We start from the raw sequence: 17,547 nt of genomic DNA, 5'->3' as shown, positions 1-17,547 counted from the left end.
ACGCATGCGCTTCGAGGCCGCGATCTCGCGCGCGCTGCCGGGGATCCCGGCCAGCGCCTCCCCCGTCGATCAGATCGCCTACGCCCGCGATCTCTGGCCGCGGCACCACCTCGCCGTCACGGAGGGCCGCATCGCCGAGCACCGGCCCGGGATGATCCTCTGGCCGGCGTCGACCGAGGAGGTCGCCCGGGTGGTCCGCTTCTGCGCGGACGAGGGGCTCCCGCTCGTGCCGTACGGCGCGGGCTCGGGCGTGTGCGGCGGCGTCCTGCCGGACGACCGCACGGTCGTGCTCGACCTGAAGCGGCTCTCCCGCCGCCGCTCGCTCGATCGCCAGGCCCCCTCGGTCGAGATCGAGGCCGGCGCCCTCGGCATCCGCTTCGAGGAGGAGCTCAACGCCGAGGGCTTCACGCTCGGCCATTTCCCGTCGTCGATCCTCTGCTCGACCGTGGGCGGCTGGGTCGCGGCGCGCAGCGCCGGCCAGTGCTCGGGGCTCTACGGCAAGATCGAGGACATGGTCGCGTCGCTCGAGTGCGTCGTCGGCCGCGGCGAGGTCGTCCGCTTCGATCGGCGGACGCGCGGCCCGGATCTGACGCCGCTCCTCATCGGCAGCGAGGGCGTGCTCGGCGTGGTCACCGCCGCGACGCTCCGGCTGCACCCCGCCCCGCCGGCGCGCGCGTTCGCCGCCTTCTCCTTCCCCACGCTGGAGGCCGGGTGGAACGCGATGCGCGAGATGTTCCAGGCCGGCCTTCGCCCGGCGGTCTCGCGGCTCTACGACCCGTTCGACTCCTTCATGGCCCGGCTCGGCGCGGTGCGCCGGCAGCGCGGCCACGCCGGCGCGGGCGACGAGCCGACCGAGGGGCCGGCCGCGCGGGCGCGCGGCGCGCGGGGCCCGGGCACCGGCGCCGCCGTGCTGCGCGGCCTCCTGCGCGCGCCGGGGCTCCTCAACCAGGCCGTGGACGCCGTCGGGTCGCGCGTGCTCCGCGGCGCGACGCTCATCCTCATCTTCGAGGGCACCGCGCGCGCGAGCGCCGAGGATCTCGCCCGCGCCGCGGCGATCGCCGGGCGCGCCGGGGCCAGGCCGCTCGGCGAGGAGCCGGCGCGCCACTGGCTCGCGCACCGCTACAGCGTGAGCTACCGCCAGGCGCCTGTCTTCATGGCCGGCGCGTTCAGCGACACGATGGAGGTCGCCGCGCCCTGGTCGCGCCTCGACGCGCTCTACCGCGCGGTGCGCGGGGCGCTCGGGCGCCACGTCTTCGTGATGGCGCACCTGTCCCACGCCTACCCGGACGGCTGCAGCATCTACTTCACCTTCGCGGGCAGCGCGCCGACCGTGGCGGCGGCCGAGGCGAAGTACGACGCGGCCTGGCGGGCGGCCCTCGACGCCGCGATCGACGCCGGCGGCACGCTCTCGCACCACCACGGCGTCGGCCGCAGCAAGGCGCCGCGGCTCGGCGCCGAGCTCGGCCTCGGCGCCGACGTCGTCCACGCGCTCCGGGGCGTCTTCGACCCCGCCGGCATCATGAACCCGGGCAACCTGCTCCCGCGCGACGCCGCCCGCGCCGCGCGCCGCCCGGTGCCGCCGCCCCCCCCGTCGCCCGTGATCGACCGCGACGCGCTGCTCGTGCACGCCGCCGGCGAGGCTCGCCTCGGCGAGGTCGAGCGCGCGCTCGAGCAGCGCGGCCTCACGCTGGGGCTCGACTTCGACGCGGCCTCGCGCGAGCTCACGCTCGACGCGTGGATCGCGGCGGGCGCCCCCGGCGCGCCGGATCCGTGGAGCGATCCGGTCGATCACCTCGTCGCCGGCTTCACCGCGCGGCTCGCGTCGGGCGCCGAGCTCGCGGTGCGCCCCGCCCCGCGGCGCGCCGTCGGCCCGGATCTCTTCGCGCTGTTCCTCGGCGTGGGCGGGCGCGTCGGCGCCGTCACCTCCGTGCACCTGCGCGCCCACGGCGCGTCGCGGCCGCGCGCGCTGCCGACCTCGCTGCCGCGGCAGCCGCCGCTCGGCCAGGCCGAGGCGGCGTGGCTCGACGCCGTGGTGAGCGCCGCCCGCGACGTCCGCTGAGCGGCGCCGGCGCTGGCCGGCTCAGCCGGGGGGCCAGGCCATGGGCCGGCCGCCGATGACGTGGACGTGGAGGTGGAAGACGGTCTGGCCGGCGTTCGCGCCGCTGTTCACGACGGTCCTGAAGCCGCCCTCCGCGATGCCGGTCTTCTCTGCGACCTGCCGCGCGGCGAGCAGCAGCCGCCCGAGGACGGCCTCGTCCTCGGGCGCGGCCTGGGCGATCCCGGCGATGTGGCGCTTCGGGATGACGAGCACGTGCGTGGGCGCCTGCGGGTTCAGGTCGTGGAAGGCGATGACGTGCTCGTCCTCGAGCACGACCTTCGACGGGATCTCCTTTTTCGCGATCTTGCAGAAGATGCACATGGTCGCCTCCTAGTACCGCGTCGTACCGCGCGTCAGGAACCCCTATCACGCAGCGCCAGCTCCACCCACCAGCAGTCCGGGCACGGATCCGGAGAGAGAGCTCAACGCAAAGGCGCAAAGACGCAGAGGCGCAAAAAGACGAATATTTTTGCGTCTTGGCGCCCTTGCGTTGAGATCTCCCTCCGCTCGCGAGGCAGATCCCCGGCGGGATTTCCGACCCGCGGTACTACGGCGCCTGCGTATCGCGCCGCTCCCGGTCGCGGGGCAGCGCCCGGGTCGCCGGGTCCGGCTCTCCCGGCTCTCCCTGGCCGGGGGCCTCCAGCGCGCCGCCCTGCCCTTCCCTGGGCAGCAGCCGGGCGAGCGCTCTCTCGATCCGCGAGGAGTCCGCCGGCTCGGGGAGCAGGTCGTCGGGCAGCGCGGCGCCCGACGGCGGGCTCGGCGCGGCGCCCCCGCCGTCCTGCTGCACGGCGCGGGGGACCGTCCCGCGCGCGACCGCGATGCGGAGCACGGCGAGCTCGAGGTCGTCGAGCGCGGCGGTGCGCTTCAGCCCGAGCGACGGCACATCGTAGGTGAGGAGCGCGCCGCCGCTCGCCGCGGGCGCGAGCCCGGCGCGGCCCGCGCCGCCGACCAGCTGCCGCACGATGCTCCTGAGCAGCGCCGCCCGCCGCCGCACCCGGCGCGCCTCGGGATCGGCGTAGAGCGAGTAAAACCGGTTCCGCGAGAACGTGGACGGCGCCAGCACGAGCGCGACGAACAGCGCCTCCAGATCGATGGGCGGCGTCCCCCTCACGTTAAGGGCTCCACCGCGCCGCCGGCGGGCCCCGAGAGCCCGCCGCGCCGCAGGAGCTCCGCCTGGCGATGCGTGCGCAGCGCGCCGATGAGCTCGTCGAGATCCCCCTCGATGATCTTGTCGAGCTTGTGCAGCGTGAGGCCGATCCGGTGATCCGTCACCCGGTTCTGCGGGAAGTTGTAGGTCCGCACCTTCTGCGCGCGCTCCCCCGTGCCGACCATGGTCCTTCGCTCCGCGCTCTGGGCCTCCTCCTGCCGGCGCTGCTCGATCTCGAGCAGCCGGCTCCGGAGCACCTTCATCGCCTTCGCCTTGTTCTTCAGCTGGGAGCGCTCGTCCTGGCACTTCACGATCATGCCCGTCGGCAGGTGCTTGATCTGCACGGCGCTGTTCGTCGTGTTGACGCCCTGCCCGCCGGGGCCGCCCGACGCGGCGATCGAGATCTCCAGGTCCTTGTCGTCGATGTGCACGTCGACCTCGTCCGCCTCGGGCAGGACGGCGACGGTCGCGGTCGAGGTGTGGATCCGCCCCTGCGTCTCCGTCGTGGGGACCCGCTGCACGCGGTGCACGCCGCCCTCGTAACGGAGGTGGGAGTAGACGTCCTGCCCCGAGATCAGCGCCGCGACCTCCTTGTAGCCGCCGGCCGAGGCCTCGCTCAGGTTGAGCACCTCGACCTTCCACCGCTTCGTCTCCGCGTAGCGGCAGAGCATGCGGAAGAGGTCGGCGGCGAAGAGCGCCGCCTCCTCGCCGCCCTCGCCGCTCCGGATCTCGATCACGGTGTTGCGCGCGTCGTTCGGGTCCTTCGGCAGGAGGAGCACCTCGAGCTCGCTGGCGAGCCGCTCCCGCTCCGTCTCGAGCTCGGGCAGCTCCGCCTGGGCGAGCTCGGACAGGTCGGGATCGCTCAGCGCCTCGCGGTCCTCGGCGATGCGCCGGTCGACGTCCCGCAGCCGCGCGAAGGCGACGACCACGGGCTCGATCTCGGTCCGCTCGCGGTTGAGCCGCTGGAGCTCGGCCGGGGAGGAGAGCACCGCCGGGCTGCACATGAGGTGCTCGAGTTCCTGAAAGCGGCGCTGGACCGCCTCGAGTTTCGCGATAGGTAGCATCTGCAATCCGAAGACGACGCGGAGTTGGACGGCGGCGGCGTGCGGCGGCGCCGGCGCGCGCTAGCCGTGGGCGCCAGCGTAGCCGGGGTCGGCCAGCACCTTGGAGTAGTCCGCGAACACCCGATCGGGCTGGACCGGCGCGGTCACCGACGCCTCCCGCCAGAGCGTCGCGCGGAGCGAGGCGAGGGCGACCTCCAGCTGCGCGTCGTCCGGCTCCGCCGTCGTGATCTTCTGGACCAGGAACCCCGGCCAGAGCAGCACGCGGAGCGGGCCGGTGGTGCAATAGCGCGCGAAGAGCCGCTGGATCTCGAAGGTCACCGCGGCGATCAGCGGGAGGAACGGCAGCTTCATCAAGAAGAAGCCGACGCTCTCGACGAGCCGGCCGCCGGGCAGCTTGGGCAGGAACGCACCGAGGGACGCCCCGGCCACCGAGAACACAACGATCGACACGAGCGCCACCATCACCAGGAACGTGGTCCCGCAGCGCGGGTGCATGGCCGTCTTGCGGCGCGCGTTCTCGACCTCGAGCGCCTCGCGGGCCTCGTAGGTGGAGATCGCCTTGTGCTCCGCCCCGTGGTACTGGAAAACGCGCCGGACCTCGGCGATCTGGCGGATCAGCAGGAGGTAGGCGACGACGATGGCGAGCTTCGCCACGCCGGTGATCGCCTGGAACCCCGGCGACGTGACCTCCAGCCCGAGGCCGAAGACCTTGTTGACCAGCTCGGCGCCGGCCTGAGGCGCCGCCACGAAGAGCAGGACCGCGAAGAGGATCGGGATGATGCCCATCCCCCCGCCTCTCTTCTTTCCGTCGCTTCCGTCTGCGCCGCTGCCGCCGGGCGCCGGGCCGCCCGCGACCTGCGCGGGCTCGCCGTCCTGCGTCGCGATCGCGGCCATGCTGAGCGCCAGGGAGGTGAGGCTCGCTCCGCTCGCCGAGCCGGCGCTCGAGCGCCTGGAGGCCGGCCCCTTGGCCGAGGCCGCCTCTTCGGCCGCCAGATCCTGCTCGTAGAGATCGGCGGACCAGCGGAGCGCCTGGGACCCGAGGCGCAGCGACTCCACGAGCGTCGCGACCCCCCGCACGAACGGCCACGTGCGCGGCCCCTTGGAGACCGCGGTCATCGGCTGCTCGCGCACCACGAGCTCCCCCGAGCGGCGTCGGCAGACGATCGCGACCGAGCTCGGCGATCGCATCATGACCCCCTCAATCACCGCTTGGCCGCCGATATACGGACGTGCAGGCTGATCGCTCATACGCGTTCCAATCTAGCGCATCGCACGGCTTTCGCATCGGCCTGGCCGATCAGCGCCGCGAAAGGTGGATGGGCGACGTCGTCCGTCGTCCAGCGCGCGCGCCGTCTCGGCCGCTCGCGCTGCGCGGGTCGGCCGCTCGGGCCGGCCGGCGCGCTCGGGACGAGCGCGGGCCTCCGCCACGCCCCGGGCGGGGCGGCGTGACGGGCGTGTCTGTAAAGAAGGGATGTCGAGGAGGGGACGAGCCGCCGCCTACTTGCCAGCGGTCGCGTACTTCTTGCGGAAGCGGTCGACGCGGCCGGCGACGTCCATGATCTTGTGCTTGCCCGTGTAGAACGGGTGGCAGGCGGAGCACACGTCGGTCGTGAAGCTGCCGCGGGTGGAGCGGGTCTCGACGACGGCGCCGCACGCGCAGGTGATCGTGGAGGCCTTGTACTCGGGGTGGATGCCGGGCTTCATGGTGAGTCCTTCGGGTGTTGCGAGGGAGGGCGCCTATAGCTCAGGGCGTCTCGGACCGCAAGAAGCCCCTCCGGCGCGCCGCGTCTTCACGTGCTCCCGCGGCGTGCTCCCGCGCCGGAGTCTGCCGGACGGGCGTTCGGCGCGGGTTGCGTGAGGACAGCGCGCGGCCGGAGAGGTCCTGGCGTGGCCGGCGGAGCCCTCCGCTCCGCGCCGACGCGGCACCTCGAACCGGAGCGCCGGCTCGAGGCGCTCGACGGCGCGGAAGGCGGACGCTCTACGTGCGGCCCGAGGGCGCGCCCGTCAAGCGTCCGGCCCGGCTGGCCCGCGCGCACGACAATTGCTAGGGGCGGCGTTGACGCTCGGATGCACATGGTTAGTTTCGCGGTCGCGAGCCAGCGAGCTCGCGAAATCCGGCGAAAGTATCCGAATTCCCAGCGGTTTTTGACGGCTCTGGAGCAGGGGCTCGCGGCAGCTGTCAGCCGGGCCCTGCTGGCCGGTCGGGTCTTCTCGCCCCCCCGGCGGCGACCAAGCCGTCGCGCAAACATTCCTCGGAGGGTTCAACGTCATGGGCAAGATCATCGGCATCGATCTCGGCACGACCAACAGCGTCGTCGCGGTGATGGAGGGCAAGGAGCCCAAGGTCATCGTGAATGAGGAGGGCTCGCGCCTCACGCCGTCCGTCGTGGCCTGGGACGACAAGGGCGAGGTGCTCGTCGGGCAGATCGCCAAGCGCCAGGCGGTCACGAACCCCACCAACACCATCTACTCCGCCAAGCGCTTCATGGGTCGCCGCGCCGAGGAGGTGCAGGACGAGACGAAGCGCGTCCCGTACAAGGTCAGCAAGGGCAAGAACGGCGACGCATCGATCGAGGTGCGCGGCAAGCAGCTGTCGCCCCCCGAGGTCTCGGCGAAGGTCCTGCAGAAGCTGAAGAAGGCCGCGGAGGACTACCTCGGCGAGAAGGTGACCGAGGCCGTCATCACCGTGCCCGCGTACTTCAACGACGCGCAGCGGCAGGCCACGAAGGACGCCGGCCGCATCGCCGGCCTCGAGGTGAAGCGCATCGTCAACGAGCCCACGGCGGCCGCGCTCGCGTACGGGCTCGACAAGAAGAACGAGCAGGTCATCGCCGTCTACGACTTCGGCGGCGGCACGTTCGACATCTCGATCCTCGAGGTCGGCGACAACGTCGTGCAGGTCATCTCGACCAACGGCGACACCCACCTCGGCGGCGACGACGTCGACCACCTCGTCATGGACTGGCTCGCGGCCGAGTTCAAGAAGGACACGGGCATCGACGTCTCGAACGACAAGATGGTCGTGCAGCGGCTCAAGGACGCCGCGGAGCAGGCGAAGATCGAGCTGTCGAACGTGCAGGAGACGACGATCAACCTGCCGTTCCTCACCGCGGACGCCTCGGGGCCGAAGCACCTCCAGAAGCAGCTCACCCGGGCGAAGCTCGAGCAGATGATCCGGCCGCTCATCGAGCGCACGCTCGAGCCGACCCGCAAGGCGCTCGCGGACGCGAAGAAGACGCCGCAGCAGATCGACGAGATCGTCCTGGTCGGCGGCTCGACCCGCATCCCGCTGGTCCAGGAGACGGTCAAGAAGTTCTTCGGCAAGGAGCCGCACAAGGGCGTGAACCCGGACGAGGTCGTGGCCGTCGGCGCCGCGGTCCAGGCGGGCGTGCTCTCGGGCGACGTGAAGGACCTCGTGCTGCTCGACGTCACCCCGCTCTCGCTCGGCGTCGAGACGCTCGGCGGCGTGATGACCGTGATGATCGCGAGGAACACGACGATCCCGACGCAGAAGAAGGAGATCTTCTCGACCGCGACCGACAGCCAGCCGAGCGTCGAGGTCCACGTCCTCCAGGGCGAGCGCACCGAGGCCCGCTACAACCGGACCCTGGGCCGCTTCCACCTGGAAGGCATCATGCCGGCGCCCCGCGGCGTGCCGAAGATCGAGGTGACCTTCGACATCGACGCGAACGGCATCCTGTCGGTGCACGCCAAGGACACCGCCACCGGCAAGGATCAGCGGATCACGATCACCGCGTCGGGCGGCCTGAAGGAGGACGAGATCAACCGGATGGTCAGCGAGGCGGCGACGCACGAGGCCGAGGACAAGCGGCGCCGCGAGGAGATCGAGCGGCGCAACAAGCTCGACAACCTCTGCTACACGCTGGAGAAGACGATCAGCGAGAACAAGGAGAAGCTGCCGGAGAGCGACGTCTCGGCGCTGAACGGGATCATCGCCGAGAGCCGGTCGGCCATCGAGAAGCAGGACGACGCGGCCGTGACCGCGGCGCTGGAGCGGCTCGAGAAGGAGGCGCACCGCATCGCGAGCGTCATGTACGAGAAGGCCGGCCCGCCGCAGGACGGCGGGGGCGCCGCGCCCGGCGCCGCGGGCGGCCAGCCGCCGCCCCCCGCCGGCGGCAAGGGGAAGGACTCGGTCATCGACGCGGAGTTCGAGGAGTCGAACTGATCGCCGCGGGGTGAGCGCTCATCGAGCGGTTACGCCGGCGCAACCGGCGTAACCGACGTAACCGACGCGGCTCACGCGACTCACGCGACCGACGTCCCCGAGGGTGCTGGCGCGGCTGGCACAACGATGAACGAGCAACGAGCGCGGCTTCGTCCGCGCTCGTTTGCATTTGAGGCCGCGCCTCACCCCCCGAGGCGGCGCGGACCGCCATCTCCCCCGCCCGCGCGCTCCTTGGGCGTCGACTCGGATGTCCGGGGGCCGTATAACCGGCGCTCATGCGAACTCTCCTGCCGCTCGCCACCCTGGTCCTGATGGCCGGTCCCGTCGCCTGCGGGCCGGCCCCCACGCCTGCCACGCCGGCAGGAGCACAAGGCGAGGTCAAGGCCGGGCCCTCCCAGCCCGCGAGCCCCGCGTTCGATCTCTCCCCTGTCGCCGAGCCCGCCGACATCGTGGGCGTGCTCCGCTGGAGCAACCCGGCGGCCACGCTGTCGAGCGTCGCCGCCTGCGCCGGGCTGCCGCCGGCGCTCGCCGAGGCGGGCGCGCAGGGGCTCTCCGCGGGCGTCCTGAGCGAGCTCGTGAGCCCCTCGATCGACGCGAACCAGCTCGCCGCGGTGGTCGCGCTCGACGCGCCGGTCCACCTCGTCGTCGCGCTCGACGACAGCTCGAAGCGGGGCAACCCGGTCGCGGCCGTGTCGCTCGGGCTCACGTCGCTGGAGCGGGCCAGGGGCGCGCTCGAGGCCGGCGCCACCCTGACCGAGGTGAAGCCGGGCATGTGGAAGATCGGCGGCAAGGAGCCCGCGTCGTCGAGCTGCTTCCTCGCCGCGTCCGCGGGCTCGACGCCGGCGCGGCTCCTCTGCGGCGATCGAGACCGGGACGTGACGACGCTCGGGCCGTACCTCGCGCGCACGCTGCCGACGCTCTCGCCCGAGGCGCGCGACCTCCACGGCGAGGTCCGCTTCGTCCCGCTCAGCACGAAGTACGGCGACATGGCCAAGCAGCAGCTCGGCGGGCTCCCGATCCTCGCGCAGAGCCAGCTCTCGATCGGGCAGCCCCAGTTCGACCGGGCGCTCACCGACGCGACCACCGCCGTCCAGGCGGAGCTCGAGGCGCTGATCAACGACGCGAGCAAGGCGATCGTCGATCTGAAGGTCGACAACCAGACCTGCGTGAACCTCACGGCGGCCCTGGAGCTGCGGGGCCAGTCGTCGTGGCTCGCGAAGACGATGGCCGACGGCGCGAGCCGCGCCGCCCCCGCGCCGGCGCTCTACTGGCGCGTGCCGAAGGACAGCCACGGCGCCTTCTTCGACCACGGCTACGACCCGGCGCACTACACCGGCATCCTGAAGACGCTGCGCGAGATGCTCGAGGGGTGGCTCGAGAAGGAGAAGATCGGCAAGCCCGCCGATCGCAAGGCGCTCGCCGACGTCCTGTCGCTGCCGATCAACCGGACGCCGAGCGTGTCCGCGCACGGGTACGTCGACGCGCCTCCCGCCGCCGCGAAGGCCGGCAAGCCTTCGCCGAACGAGATCCTCGACGGCATGATGGGCGGCTTCGTCGGCTGGAACCTGTTCGGGTTCGAGGAGGCGCCGGACGCGCTCATCAAGTACCTGAAGAACGCCGTCGCCGCCTACAACACGCCCGCGCTGCGCAAGCGGCTCCCGGAGCTCGACGTCGATCCGAAGGACCTGCCGACGGTCAAGACGGTGCAGGCGCCGAAGGAGCTCGGGAAGACGTCGCTCGCCGTCGAGATCCAGATCACGAGCGAGCTGCCGTCGCCCGACGCCGACGCGGCGCAGGCCCCCGCCGGCAAGGCCAAGCCGAAGCCCAAGGCCACGGTGACGCTGCACCTCCTCCTCATGGGCGACGAGAAGACGACGTGGATCGCATTCGGCCACGACAAGCGCGAGCTGCTGAGGCGGCTCGCCATGGTGAAGGCGGGCGCCACCGACACCGACACGCTCGCGTCGCGTCCGGGGCTCGAGAAGCTGAAGACCGGGAAGTTCGTCTCGGGTGGATTCTCGACGCTCGCCCCGATCACGCGCACGCTGCAGAGCGTCCTCACGACCCTGGACAGCCCCGGCGCGGCCCCGATGGCGCTGCCGCCGGAGGCGCGGCGGTTCGGCGAGGCGCTGGCGAAGCTCCCCCACAAGGGCGAAGGGCTGATGTTCATCACGACGCAGGAGCAGGGCGGCGCCGCGCCGCGCGCCGAGATCGCCATCAACGTGTCCAAGCCCGTGCTCGAGGACATCGGCGCCCTCCTCGCGGCGGGGCTCCAGATGGCCGGCATCACGAAGCCATAAGCCCGCGGATGCGCTATCACAGCGGGAGCCCAGCGTGGCCGCTCCTGCTCGGTCGTGTCCTCCGGAGGACGCACGCGCCGCGTGCGCCCTCCGCCCACGTTCAAGACCGGTATGCGAATTGCCCAGCTCCCCGAAGAGATGAGAGGAAACCATGAACAACCGTGAAGGTGCGAGTCGCGACGGAACGAGCCCGGCGCGACCGGAGACGTCCGGGAACGCCACGACGGCAGCCCCCATGCCGAGGCCGCCCGTGCGCCGCCCGGCGCCCGATGCGGACGACTCCGATCTGCCCGAGCTGACGCCGGAGCAGCTGAGCGAGCTCAAGCAGGCGCTCGAGGAGCGCCGGGCGAGCCTCGTCGCCAACATCGACGAGCGGCAGCACGCAGAGCGCGACGTCTCGCGGGAGGTGGGCGACGAGATGGACGAGGCGAACGCCGAAGGCGCAACCTCGCTGACGTCGAAGCTCCTGGAGCGCGACGTCCGGGTGCTCGCCGAGATCGATCGCGCGCTCGCCAAGATGAAGGAAGGGACCTACGGGATGTGCGAGGGCACCGGCGAGCCCATCGGGTACCGCCGCCTCAAGCTGCGCCCGTGGGCGCGCTACAGCGTCGCCTACCAGGAGCAGATCGAGCGCGAGGAGCGGACCGGCGGCGGCTCCTGAGCCGAACGCCAGCGCGCCGCACGCCCCGCGCCGAGCGCGGGCGTGCGGCCGGGCGCTAGCGGAAGCGCGCGTCCAGCGGGGCGCTCGCGCTCGTGCCGAGCGCCTTGGTCCACGCGATCACCGGCGCGCGCCAGTCGAGGCCGGTCCACTGCGGGGAGGGGTCCTGCGCCTGGAAGCGAAAGCCGTCCCCGCCGTAGTAAAGGAAATCGATCGTCGCGACGGTGTAGCGGCGGTTTTCGTCCAAGAGGCGCCCGTCGTGCAGGACATAACGACCGCCGGTCGAGGGCGATAGGCCGACGAGCACCGCGTCGCGGTGGCGGAGCGTCTCGAGGATGTCGCTGCCCCGCAGCGAGCAGATGACGAGCTTGTTGTCGAACGGGAGGACGGAGAACACCGTCGCTTTCGTGATGGGCCCCCTGGGGACGGCCTGCCGGATGCCGTCCTTGTTGAGGATCGCGACGTCGACCCCGAGCTGCTCGCGCCACGACCCCGCGATCCAGCGCTGGATCTCGGCGGAGTCGCGCTCCATTCCGTCGCTCGAATACCCGATTTGCTCGCCGAGCGCCGCGTCCAGCTCGCGCTGCCAGCCTGCGGCGGCCCTGGAGAGCGGCTCGTCCGGCGGGGCCGCGGGCGCGCCCTCCGGGTGGGCCACGTCGACGACCTCCGCGGCGACCGACAGCACGCGCTGCTGGAGCGGACGGCGGGGGTCGATCTCGAGCGAGACGCGGGCGTAGCTGCGCAGCCGCCAGCCGGGGTTGACGAGCGGCACGCCGCCCACGCGCAGCTCGGCCCTCTTGTGGCAGTGCCCCGCGCCGACGAAGGACAGGCGCCACTCGGGGTGACGTGCGAGGATCGGCTCGAGCACGTCCTGGCACTGGTGCGCGACGAGCACGAGCGCGTCGGGCGCGGCGCGCCACGCCTCGGGGATGGCGCGCGAGAGCGCCGCCTCCTCGCCCTCGAAATCGATGCCCTCGAAGCGGCTCGCCGTCGCAGCCTCGCGGGTGCGCGAGGTCGAGAGGCCGACGACGCCGATGCGCACCCCGCGCCGCTCGAACACGGCGAAGGAAGGCAACGCGAAGGCGGAGAGCGCCGGATCGGTCACGCGCAGGTTCGCCGCGAGGTAGGTGGCGCGAGACCGTGTCCGGTTCTGGAGAAAGGCGTCCCTGCCGAAATCGAACTCGTGATTTCCGAAGGCCGACGCGGCGTAGCCCATCCGCGCCATCGCGTCGGCCATCGGCGCGCCCATGAAATAGGAAGAGAGCGCGGGGCCGGTCCAGTTGTCGCCGCCGGAGAGCGCGAGCGTCGACGGGTCCTCGCAGGCCGGCGCTGGCGGGAGATCGGGCGGAGCCCCGGGCGCAGGGCCCGCGCAATGGCCCTCGCGCGAGCGCCACACGGCCAGCACCTCGGCCGCGCCGCCGAGGACCTTGCCCCCCTCGGCGGTGGGCAGGAGCCACCCGTGCTCGTCGGTCGTGTAGAGGAGGGTGACCGCCGCCGGAGCGCGCTCGGCCGGAGCCGACGCCTTCGCGGCCGTCGCCGCCTCCCTGGGATCGCACGCGGAGAGGGGCAGCAGCGCCAGCGCGCCGAGCGAGAGCGCGGCGAGCGCGCGCGCGGCGCGGGGCCGTCGCGCAGGCTCCGCGCTCAGGGGCATCGCGCAGGCTCCGCGCGGCGAGGCACCTCAGCCGCCCATCCGCTGGATGAACGGGACGATGCGCTCGACGAAGGGCTGCTTGTGGTAGCGGTCGAACTCCGCCCACGTGCAGAGCGTGCGGGGATCCTTCACGCGATCGACGAAGAGCACGCCGTCGACGTGGTCCTTCTCGTGCTGGAAGGTGCCCGCCGACAGCCCGCGCACGACGCGGTCGATCGGCTTCCCGTCGCGATCCAGGCCGGTCAGGCGGATCTCGGTGTACCGATCGACGACGCCCCTCAGGTTCGGGACGCTCAGGCACCCTTCGTAGTTCTCGAACGTCTCCTGCGTGAGCGGCTCGATCACGGGGTTGACCACGATCGTGAGCGGGATGTTGGGCTTGTACGGATACCGTGGGTTGTTCTGCACCTCGACCGCGAAGATGCGCAGCGGCGCGTGGACCTGAGGGGCGGCGATGCCCGCGCCGTTCGCGTCGCGCATCGTCTCGACCAGGTCGTCGATGAACGCCTGCATGGCGGGAGACGAGAGCTCTTCCGGCGTGACCTCGCGCGCTCGCTGCCTGAGGACGGGGTTGCCGATGTGGGCGATTTTCAGGAGCGTCACGCGCCGATCGTACCATACGCGCGCGCCGCCGCCCCCGTCCCGCGGGGCCGCGCGATCGTCGACCACGCGCGCGGCCATGCGGCGCGCTTTTGCGTCAGCTATGGAGAGGAGCCATGCACTACTTCCCCGACGAGCCCCACGTCCCCGAGCAGCAGCAGGCGACCGCCGTCATGCACCTCCGCTTCGAAGACGTCAGCCAGAACGGACGGGTGATGCTGGACGCGCTGCCGCACGGCCTCGGGCCCGCGATCTGGGTGAAGCTCCTGCGAGCGAGCCCCGTCGAGGCGCTGATGACCACGCAGGGGATCATCCCGATCCTCACCCGCCTCATCATCGAGGGCGGCGACGGCCCCGTCGCGGCGCGGGAGCCGCTAGCGCTCAAGGGCAGCTACCAGCTCGCGCGCACGGAGGACGCCGCGTCGGAGGTGAACCGGCTGATCCTGGCCATGTGGCTCTCGGCCAGCGCGCGCCGCAGCCGGACCTACGGCCCGCCGCCGCCCGGCGCCGGCGAGCCGATCCAGGTCGGCCGGGTGTTCGCGGAGCACGTGTTCACGCGGCCCTTCGCCGAGCCCGGCGCGCGCAAGGTGCTGCGCTTCGACGCGCAGGACCTGCCGCCGGTCCCGCCGGAGCGCTACGCCTGGCGCTCGCCGGAGGCGCTGATGGGGCTGCCGGCGGGCGCGGAGCCGTTCGACCCGGAGCCGACGCTGGATCCGATCCCGATCGCGTTCGGCCTGGATCACACGGACGGCAACCAGCACGTGAACTCGCTCGTGTACCCGCGGCTCTTCGCGGAGGCGGCGCTCCGGCGCCTCGCGCAGCACGGGCACGGCACGGCGGTGCTCGCCCGCAGGGTCGAGGTCGCCTACCGCAAGCCGTGCTTCGCGGGCGCGCGCGCGAGGATCGTGCTGCGCACGTTCGCGATCGACGGCGCGCTCGGCGCGCTCGGTGCGTTCGTGCCGGACCCGCCGCACGGCGCCGAGAGCGCCGCCCCCGAGGCGCGCGCGTACTGCTACATCCGCACGCTGTTCCAGGGCTGAGCGGGCCCTCGGTCGAGCGGGGCCCCTCGCGGCCCCGCGCGCGACGGCCGGGCGCGCTACGCGCTCGCCGGGCGCGGGAGGCCGGCGCGATCGGCGATCTCGTCGTGGAAGGCGCGGAACGTCGACTCCTGCGGCCACGACGGCGCGTTGGCGAGCAGCTCCCCGACGCGGGTGAGCTCGCCCTCGTCGATGGCGATGACGGCCGCGGCGTAGCGCATGGCCCAGAAGACGAGCGGGCTGACCTCGCTCGCGCGCTCCAGGAGCGCGCGGTCGCCCGGCACGCTCGTGTGCGCGAAGGCGCGGGCGAGCGCGCCGGCCGCCGCCCGCAAGGTGACCACCCGGTTGCGGAAAGGAGAGCTGACGTTCGGGAGCGGGAGGCGCTCCAGGCGACCGGCGCGCTCGAGGGCCGCGTCGCGATCGCCCTCGAAGGTGTAGAGGAGCGTGTCCAGGAAGAGCCGGTGCTCGAGCGCCGCGTCCCAGGCCGGCCCCCGCTCGGCCGCCGCCATGGCCGCCCGCGCCTTCTCGACCCAGCCGTAGGCGGCGAACGCCGTCGCCGTCATGAGCGGCGCCATCGTGGCGGGGTGCGGGATGCGATGCAGCGTCGGCGACCAGCGCTGCAGCACCGAGCGCACGTCGCCCGAGCGGAGCAGCCGGCGCAGCTTGCGGCGAGCGAGCCAGCGGGCCGCCGCGAACGCGAGGACCAGGCCGAGCACCGCCGCCATGATCACCGGCTGCTGCCAGGCGAACCGGAGCGCGGCCGCGGCCAGCGCTGCGGAGCCGGTGAAGAGCAGCACCGGAATCAGCCGGCTGCTCCGCCCCTCGTCCTCGGAATCGAACGGATCCACGACACCTCCAAGCGTACGGGGCTTCCCGAACGAGGCAAGTCCCGGGCGACGCGCGCTCCGGCTTCACCCACCCCGCGCGCGCGCCGAATTGCCGCGCGCGCGCGCCGAATTGCGCTCCGACTGCATCCGGATGGCCCTCGGCGGAAGAACGCGGGGAGGCAGGCCCTCGGGCGTTCGCCGCGCGGCCGAGACGCCGTGGCGCCCACGAGGCGCCGCAGCGCGCTTCATAGGGCTCGACACGGCGCCGAGGTTCGACTACGTAGTCCGTGCGTCAGGCGAAAGCGCCTGGACCTCATGGGTCCGCCGACAGCGCGCCGTGAACCCCGCCAGGCCCGGAAGGGAGCAACGGTAGCGGAAAGCGGGTGTGGCGGGCCCACTTGCTTTTTGTGGGCTCGACGCGCTCGCGCACCCACCTCGGGCGCGGTCGCGTAGCCCGGTGCCAGGTCGCTGCCGCGGGCACGACCGGCGCATCAAGGCGCTTCGAGCGCCGCCGGCGCGATGGGCGCGACGGGCACGGAGAAGAGCGCGTCCGGGCTCGTCGTGATGCGCGGGACATCCGTGCTCCGCAGCGGGCTGACGCCGCCGGCGGCCAGGCGCTGCTGCACGATGCCCGCCTCCTCGTCGCCGCCCTCGAGCGTGATGGCCCCGAGGCGGCTGTCCCGGCCGACGTCGCCGTCAATGAGCATGCTCGCCCGGCGCGACGGCTCGATGGACGGGTTGATGGACTCGAGCCCGTTGCCGCTGAGGACGAGCCCGTGGATCGCCGCCTGCGCCCGCTCCTGCCAGCTCACGCCGTCGCCCACGACCTCCTGGGCCTGCTCGCCGCTCGCGCTCACCACCGCCGAGTCGGCGAAGGTCCCGGCGATGCGCATGCCGTCGATGATGATGCCGCGCGCCTCGCCGCTCATGCCCAGGCCGATGGCCCTGTTCTTCTCGAGGACGCCCCCGCGGAGCGCGACGGGCTGCTCCGGCGTCGTGTTCTGGATCCAGATCCCGGGCTGGTTGCCGCTCACCTCGAACCCCGCGCCGTCCCCGCCGATGGCCGCGCTCGCGCCGTCGATCAGGAGACCGAAGCCGCTGTTGTCGGCCACCTTGAGGGACGTCGCCTCGAGGCTCGAGCAGCTGGACACGGAGACGCCGCCGCTCGGATCGAACCCGGTCAGGCCGTTGCCGCTCACCTCGACGCGGGACAGCGAGGCGCGCGCCCCGACGAGCGACACGCCGACCACCTTGTTGTCGCGGAGGACCGCGTCCTCGACCTCGAGGTCCACCGTCGCCTCGCAGTCGCAGCCGCCGGTGCACTGCGCCCACAGCCCCGGCCCCCGCGAGCCGGAGACGACGGACCGCACCACCGAGACGCGGTCGGCGTCGAACACGCTCAGGCCGTAGCGCGCCGAGCCCTCGATCGCCGCGTCGACGAGGTCGAGCGTCGCGCCGAGGCCGACCGTCACGCCGTCGGCAGCGCTCCCGGCGACGCGCACCGCCTCGATCCGCGCCCGCGCGCCGGCCGCGACCACGACGCCGCCCGCGCCGACCGTGAGCCCCCGGAGGACGGCGCCGTCGCCGGCCGCGAGCGAGACCGCCGCCACCGTCACGGAGCCGGCGCCCCGGCCCAGCAGGCTCACGCCGGGCGGCAGATCGACGGCGCCGTACGTGCCGGGGCCGAGCGCGATGCACGCCCCGGGCTCCGCCGCCGCGGCGGCCGGCGAGAGCGCCGCGGGGCTCGCGACCTCGATCACCTCGGCGCAATCGACGGACCCGGCGCAGAAGTCGCCGCCGCAGAGCGCGCCGGCGGGGACGCCGATGCACGCGCCGGAGGCCGTGAGCGCGCCCGGGCACGCGCCCTTCGTCGGTTCAGGGTCCGACGCGCACCCGAGCGCCGCCGGGCCGAGCGCGGCCATGGCGGTCAGAACGAGAGCTGCCTGATTCCAAGCCTTGATCATGACGAACGTCTCCTG

14 protein-coding genes and 1 other RNA gene are annotated in these 17,547 nt (G+C 73.0%); 6 read left to right on the top strand and 9 right to left on the bottom strand.

Annotated features, from left to right (window positions below; translation table 11 throughout):
- Nucleotides 1-4: 4 nt before the first annotated feature.
- Nucleotides 5-2,059: an FAD-binding protein gene (locus WMF26_RS49875; protein WP_437998448.1), complete on the top strand. Its 2,055-nt coding sequence runs from the start codon at nt 5-7 to the stop codon at nt 2,057-2,059.
- Nucleotides 2,060-2,080: 21 nt separating this feature from the next.
- On the opposite strand, the gene WMF26_RS49870 is transcribed toward WMF26_RS49875, so the two are convergent.
- The 5 genes from WMF26_RS49870 to rpmE form a co-directional block, all read right to left on the bottom strand.
- Nucleotides 2,081-2,419 carry a histidine triad nucleotide-binding protein gene (locus WMF26_RS49870; RefSeq protein ID WP_437998447.1) on the bottom strand — a complete coding sequence of 113 codons (339 nt, stop codon included), beginning with the start codon at nt 2,417-2,419 and terminating at the stop codon, nt 2,081-2,083.
- Between the two features lie 226 nt (nt 2,420-2,645).
- Nucleotides 2,646-3,209: a hypothetical protein gene (locus tag WMF26_RS49865; RefSeq protein WP_437953082.1), complete on the bottom strand. Its 564-nt coding sequence runs from the start codon at nt 3,207-3,209 to the stop codon at nt 2,646-2,648.
- The gene (gene prfA / locus WMF26_RS49860) at nt 3,206-4,309 is read right to left on the bottom strand and encodes a peptide chain release factor 1 (RefSeq protein ID WP_437334978.1); all 1,104 of its coding nucleotides are present in this window, start codon (nt 4,307-4,309) and stop codon (nt 3,206-3,208) included. The genes WMF26_RS49865 and prfA overlap by 4 nt, the downstream gene beginning before the upstream one ends.
- Nucleotides 4,310-4,369: 60 nt before the next feature.
- Nucleotides 4,370-5,500 (bottom strand): DUF1385 domain-containing protein, encoded by a 1,131-nt coding sequence (locus WMF26_RS49855; protein WP_437998446.1) that lies wholly within the window; start codon nt 5,498-5,500, stop codon nt 4,370-4,372.
- Nucleotides 5,501-5,806: 306 nt separating this feature from the next.
- Complete coding sequence (gene rpmE, locus WMF26_RS49850) at nt 5,807-6,013, bottom strand: 50S ribosomal protein L31 (RefSeq protein ID WP_012241637.1); 207 nt, start codon at nt 6,011-6,013, stop codon at nt 5,807-5,809.
- A gap of 565 nt (nt 6,014-6,578) precedes the next feature.
- Between rpmE and dnaK the strand changes: the two genes are divergently transcribed.
- From dnaK to WMF26_RS49835, 3 genes are all read left to right on the top strand, one after another.
- A complete protein-coding gene (dnaK, locus tag WMF26_RS49845; protein ID WP_129580792.1) occupies nt 6,579-8,495 on the top strand; it encodes a molecular chaperone DnaK in 1,917 nt (638 codons plus the stop codon).
- Between the two features lie 275 nt (nt 8,496-8,770).
- Nucleotides 8,771-10,795 (top strand): hypothetical protein, encoded by a 2,025-nt coding sequence (locus WMF26_RS49840; protein ID WP_437998445.1) that lies wholly within the window; start codon nt 8,771-8,773, stop codon nt 10,793-10,795.
- Nucleotides 10,796-11,030: 235 nt separating this feature from the next.
- A complete protein-coding gene (locus WMF26_RS49835; protein ID WP_437953078.1) occupies nt 11,031-11,456 on the top strand; it encodes a TraR/DksA family transcriptional regulator in 426 nt (141 codons plus the stop codon).
- 55 nt (nt 11,457-11,511) lie between these two features.
- Here the strand turns inward: WMF26_RS49835 and WMF26_RS49830 are convergent, their stop codons facing one another.
- Both WMF26_RS49830 and def read right to left on the bottom strand, forming a co-directional pair.
- Nucleotides 11,512-13,104 carry a bifunctional metallophosphatase/5'-nucleotidase gene (locus tag WMF26_RS49830; protein WP_437998444.1) on the bottom strand — a complete coding sequence of 531 codons (1,593 nt, stop codon included), beginning with the start codon at nt 13,102-13,104 and terminating at the stop codon, nt 11,512-11,514.
- Between the two features lie 27 nt (nt 13,105-13,131).
- The gene (gene def / locus WMF26_RS49825) at nt 13,132-13,707 is read right to left on the bottom strand and encodes a peptide deformylase (protein WP_437334973.1); all 576 of its coding nucleotides are present in this window, start codon (nt 13,705-13,707) and stop codon (nt 13,132-13,134) included.
- 113 nt (nt 13,708-13,820) lie between these two features.
- On the opposite strand from def, the gene WMF26_RS49820 reads away from it, so the two are divergent.
- The gene (locus WMF26_RS49820) at nt 13,821-14,744 is read left to right on the top strand and encodes a hypothetical protein (protein ID WP_061626240.1); all 924 of its coding nucleotides are present in this window, start codon (nt 13,821-13,823) and stop codon (nt 14,742-14,744) included.
- Between the two features lie 56 nt (nt 14,745-14,800).
- Here the strand turns inward: WMF26_RS49820 and WMF26_RS49815 are convergent, their stop codons facing one another.
- Nucleotides 14,801-15,589, bottom strand: coding sequence for a hypothetical protein (locus WMF26_RS49815; RefSeq protein ID WP_061626241.1), 789 nt, complete (start codon nt 15,587-15,589; stop codon nt 14,801-14,803).
- Between the two features lie 292 nt (nt 15,590-15,881).
- On the opposite strand from WMF26_RS49815, the gene ffs reads away from it, so the two are divergent.
- An RNA gene (ffs, locus tag WMF26_RS49810) (signal recognition particle sRNA small type) lies at nt 15,882-15,971 on the top strand.
- Nucleotides 15,972-16,059: 88 nt separating this feature from the next.
- Here ffs and WMF26_RS49805 read toward each other — a convergent pair.
- Nucleotides 16,060-17,532, bottom strand: a complete 1,473-nt coding sequence (locus WMF26_RS49805; RefSeq protein ID WP_437998443.1) for a hypothetical protein — start codon at nt 17,530-17,532, stop codon at nt 16,060-16,062.
- Nucleotides 17,533-17,547: the final 15 nt, after the last annotated feature.

This window comes from Sorangium sp. So ce185 (genome assembly GCF_051526825.1).
Lineage (GTDB): Bacteria > Myxococcota_A > Polyangia > Polyangiales > Polyangiaceae > Sorangium > Sorangium cellulosum_D.
This window is presented reverse-complemented; position numbering and strand designations above follow the sequence as displayed.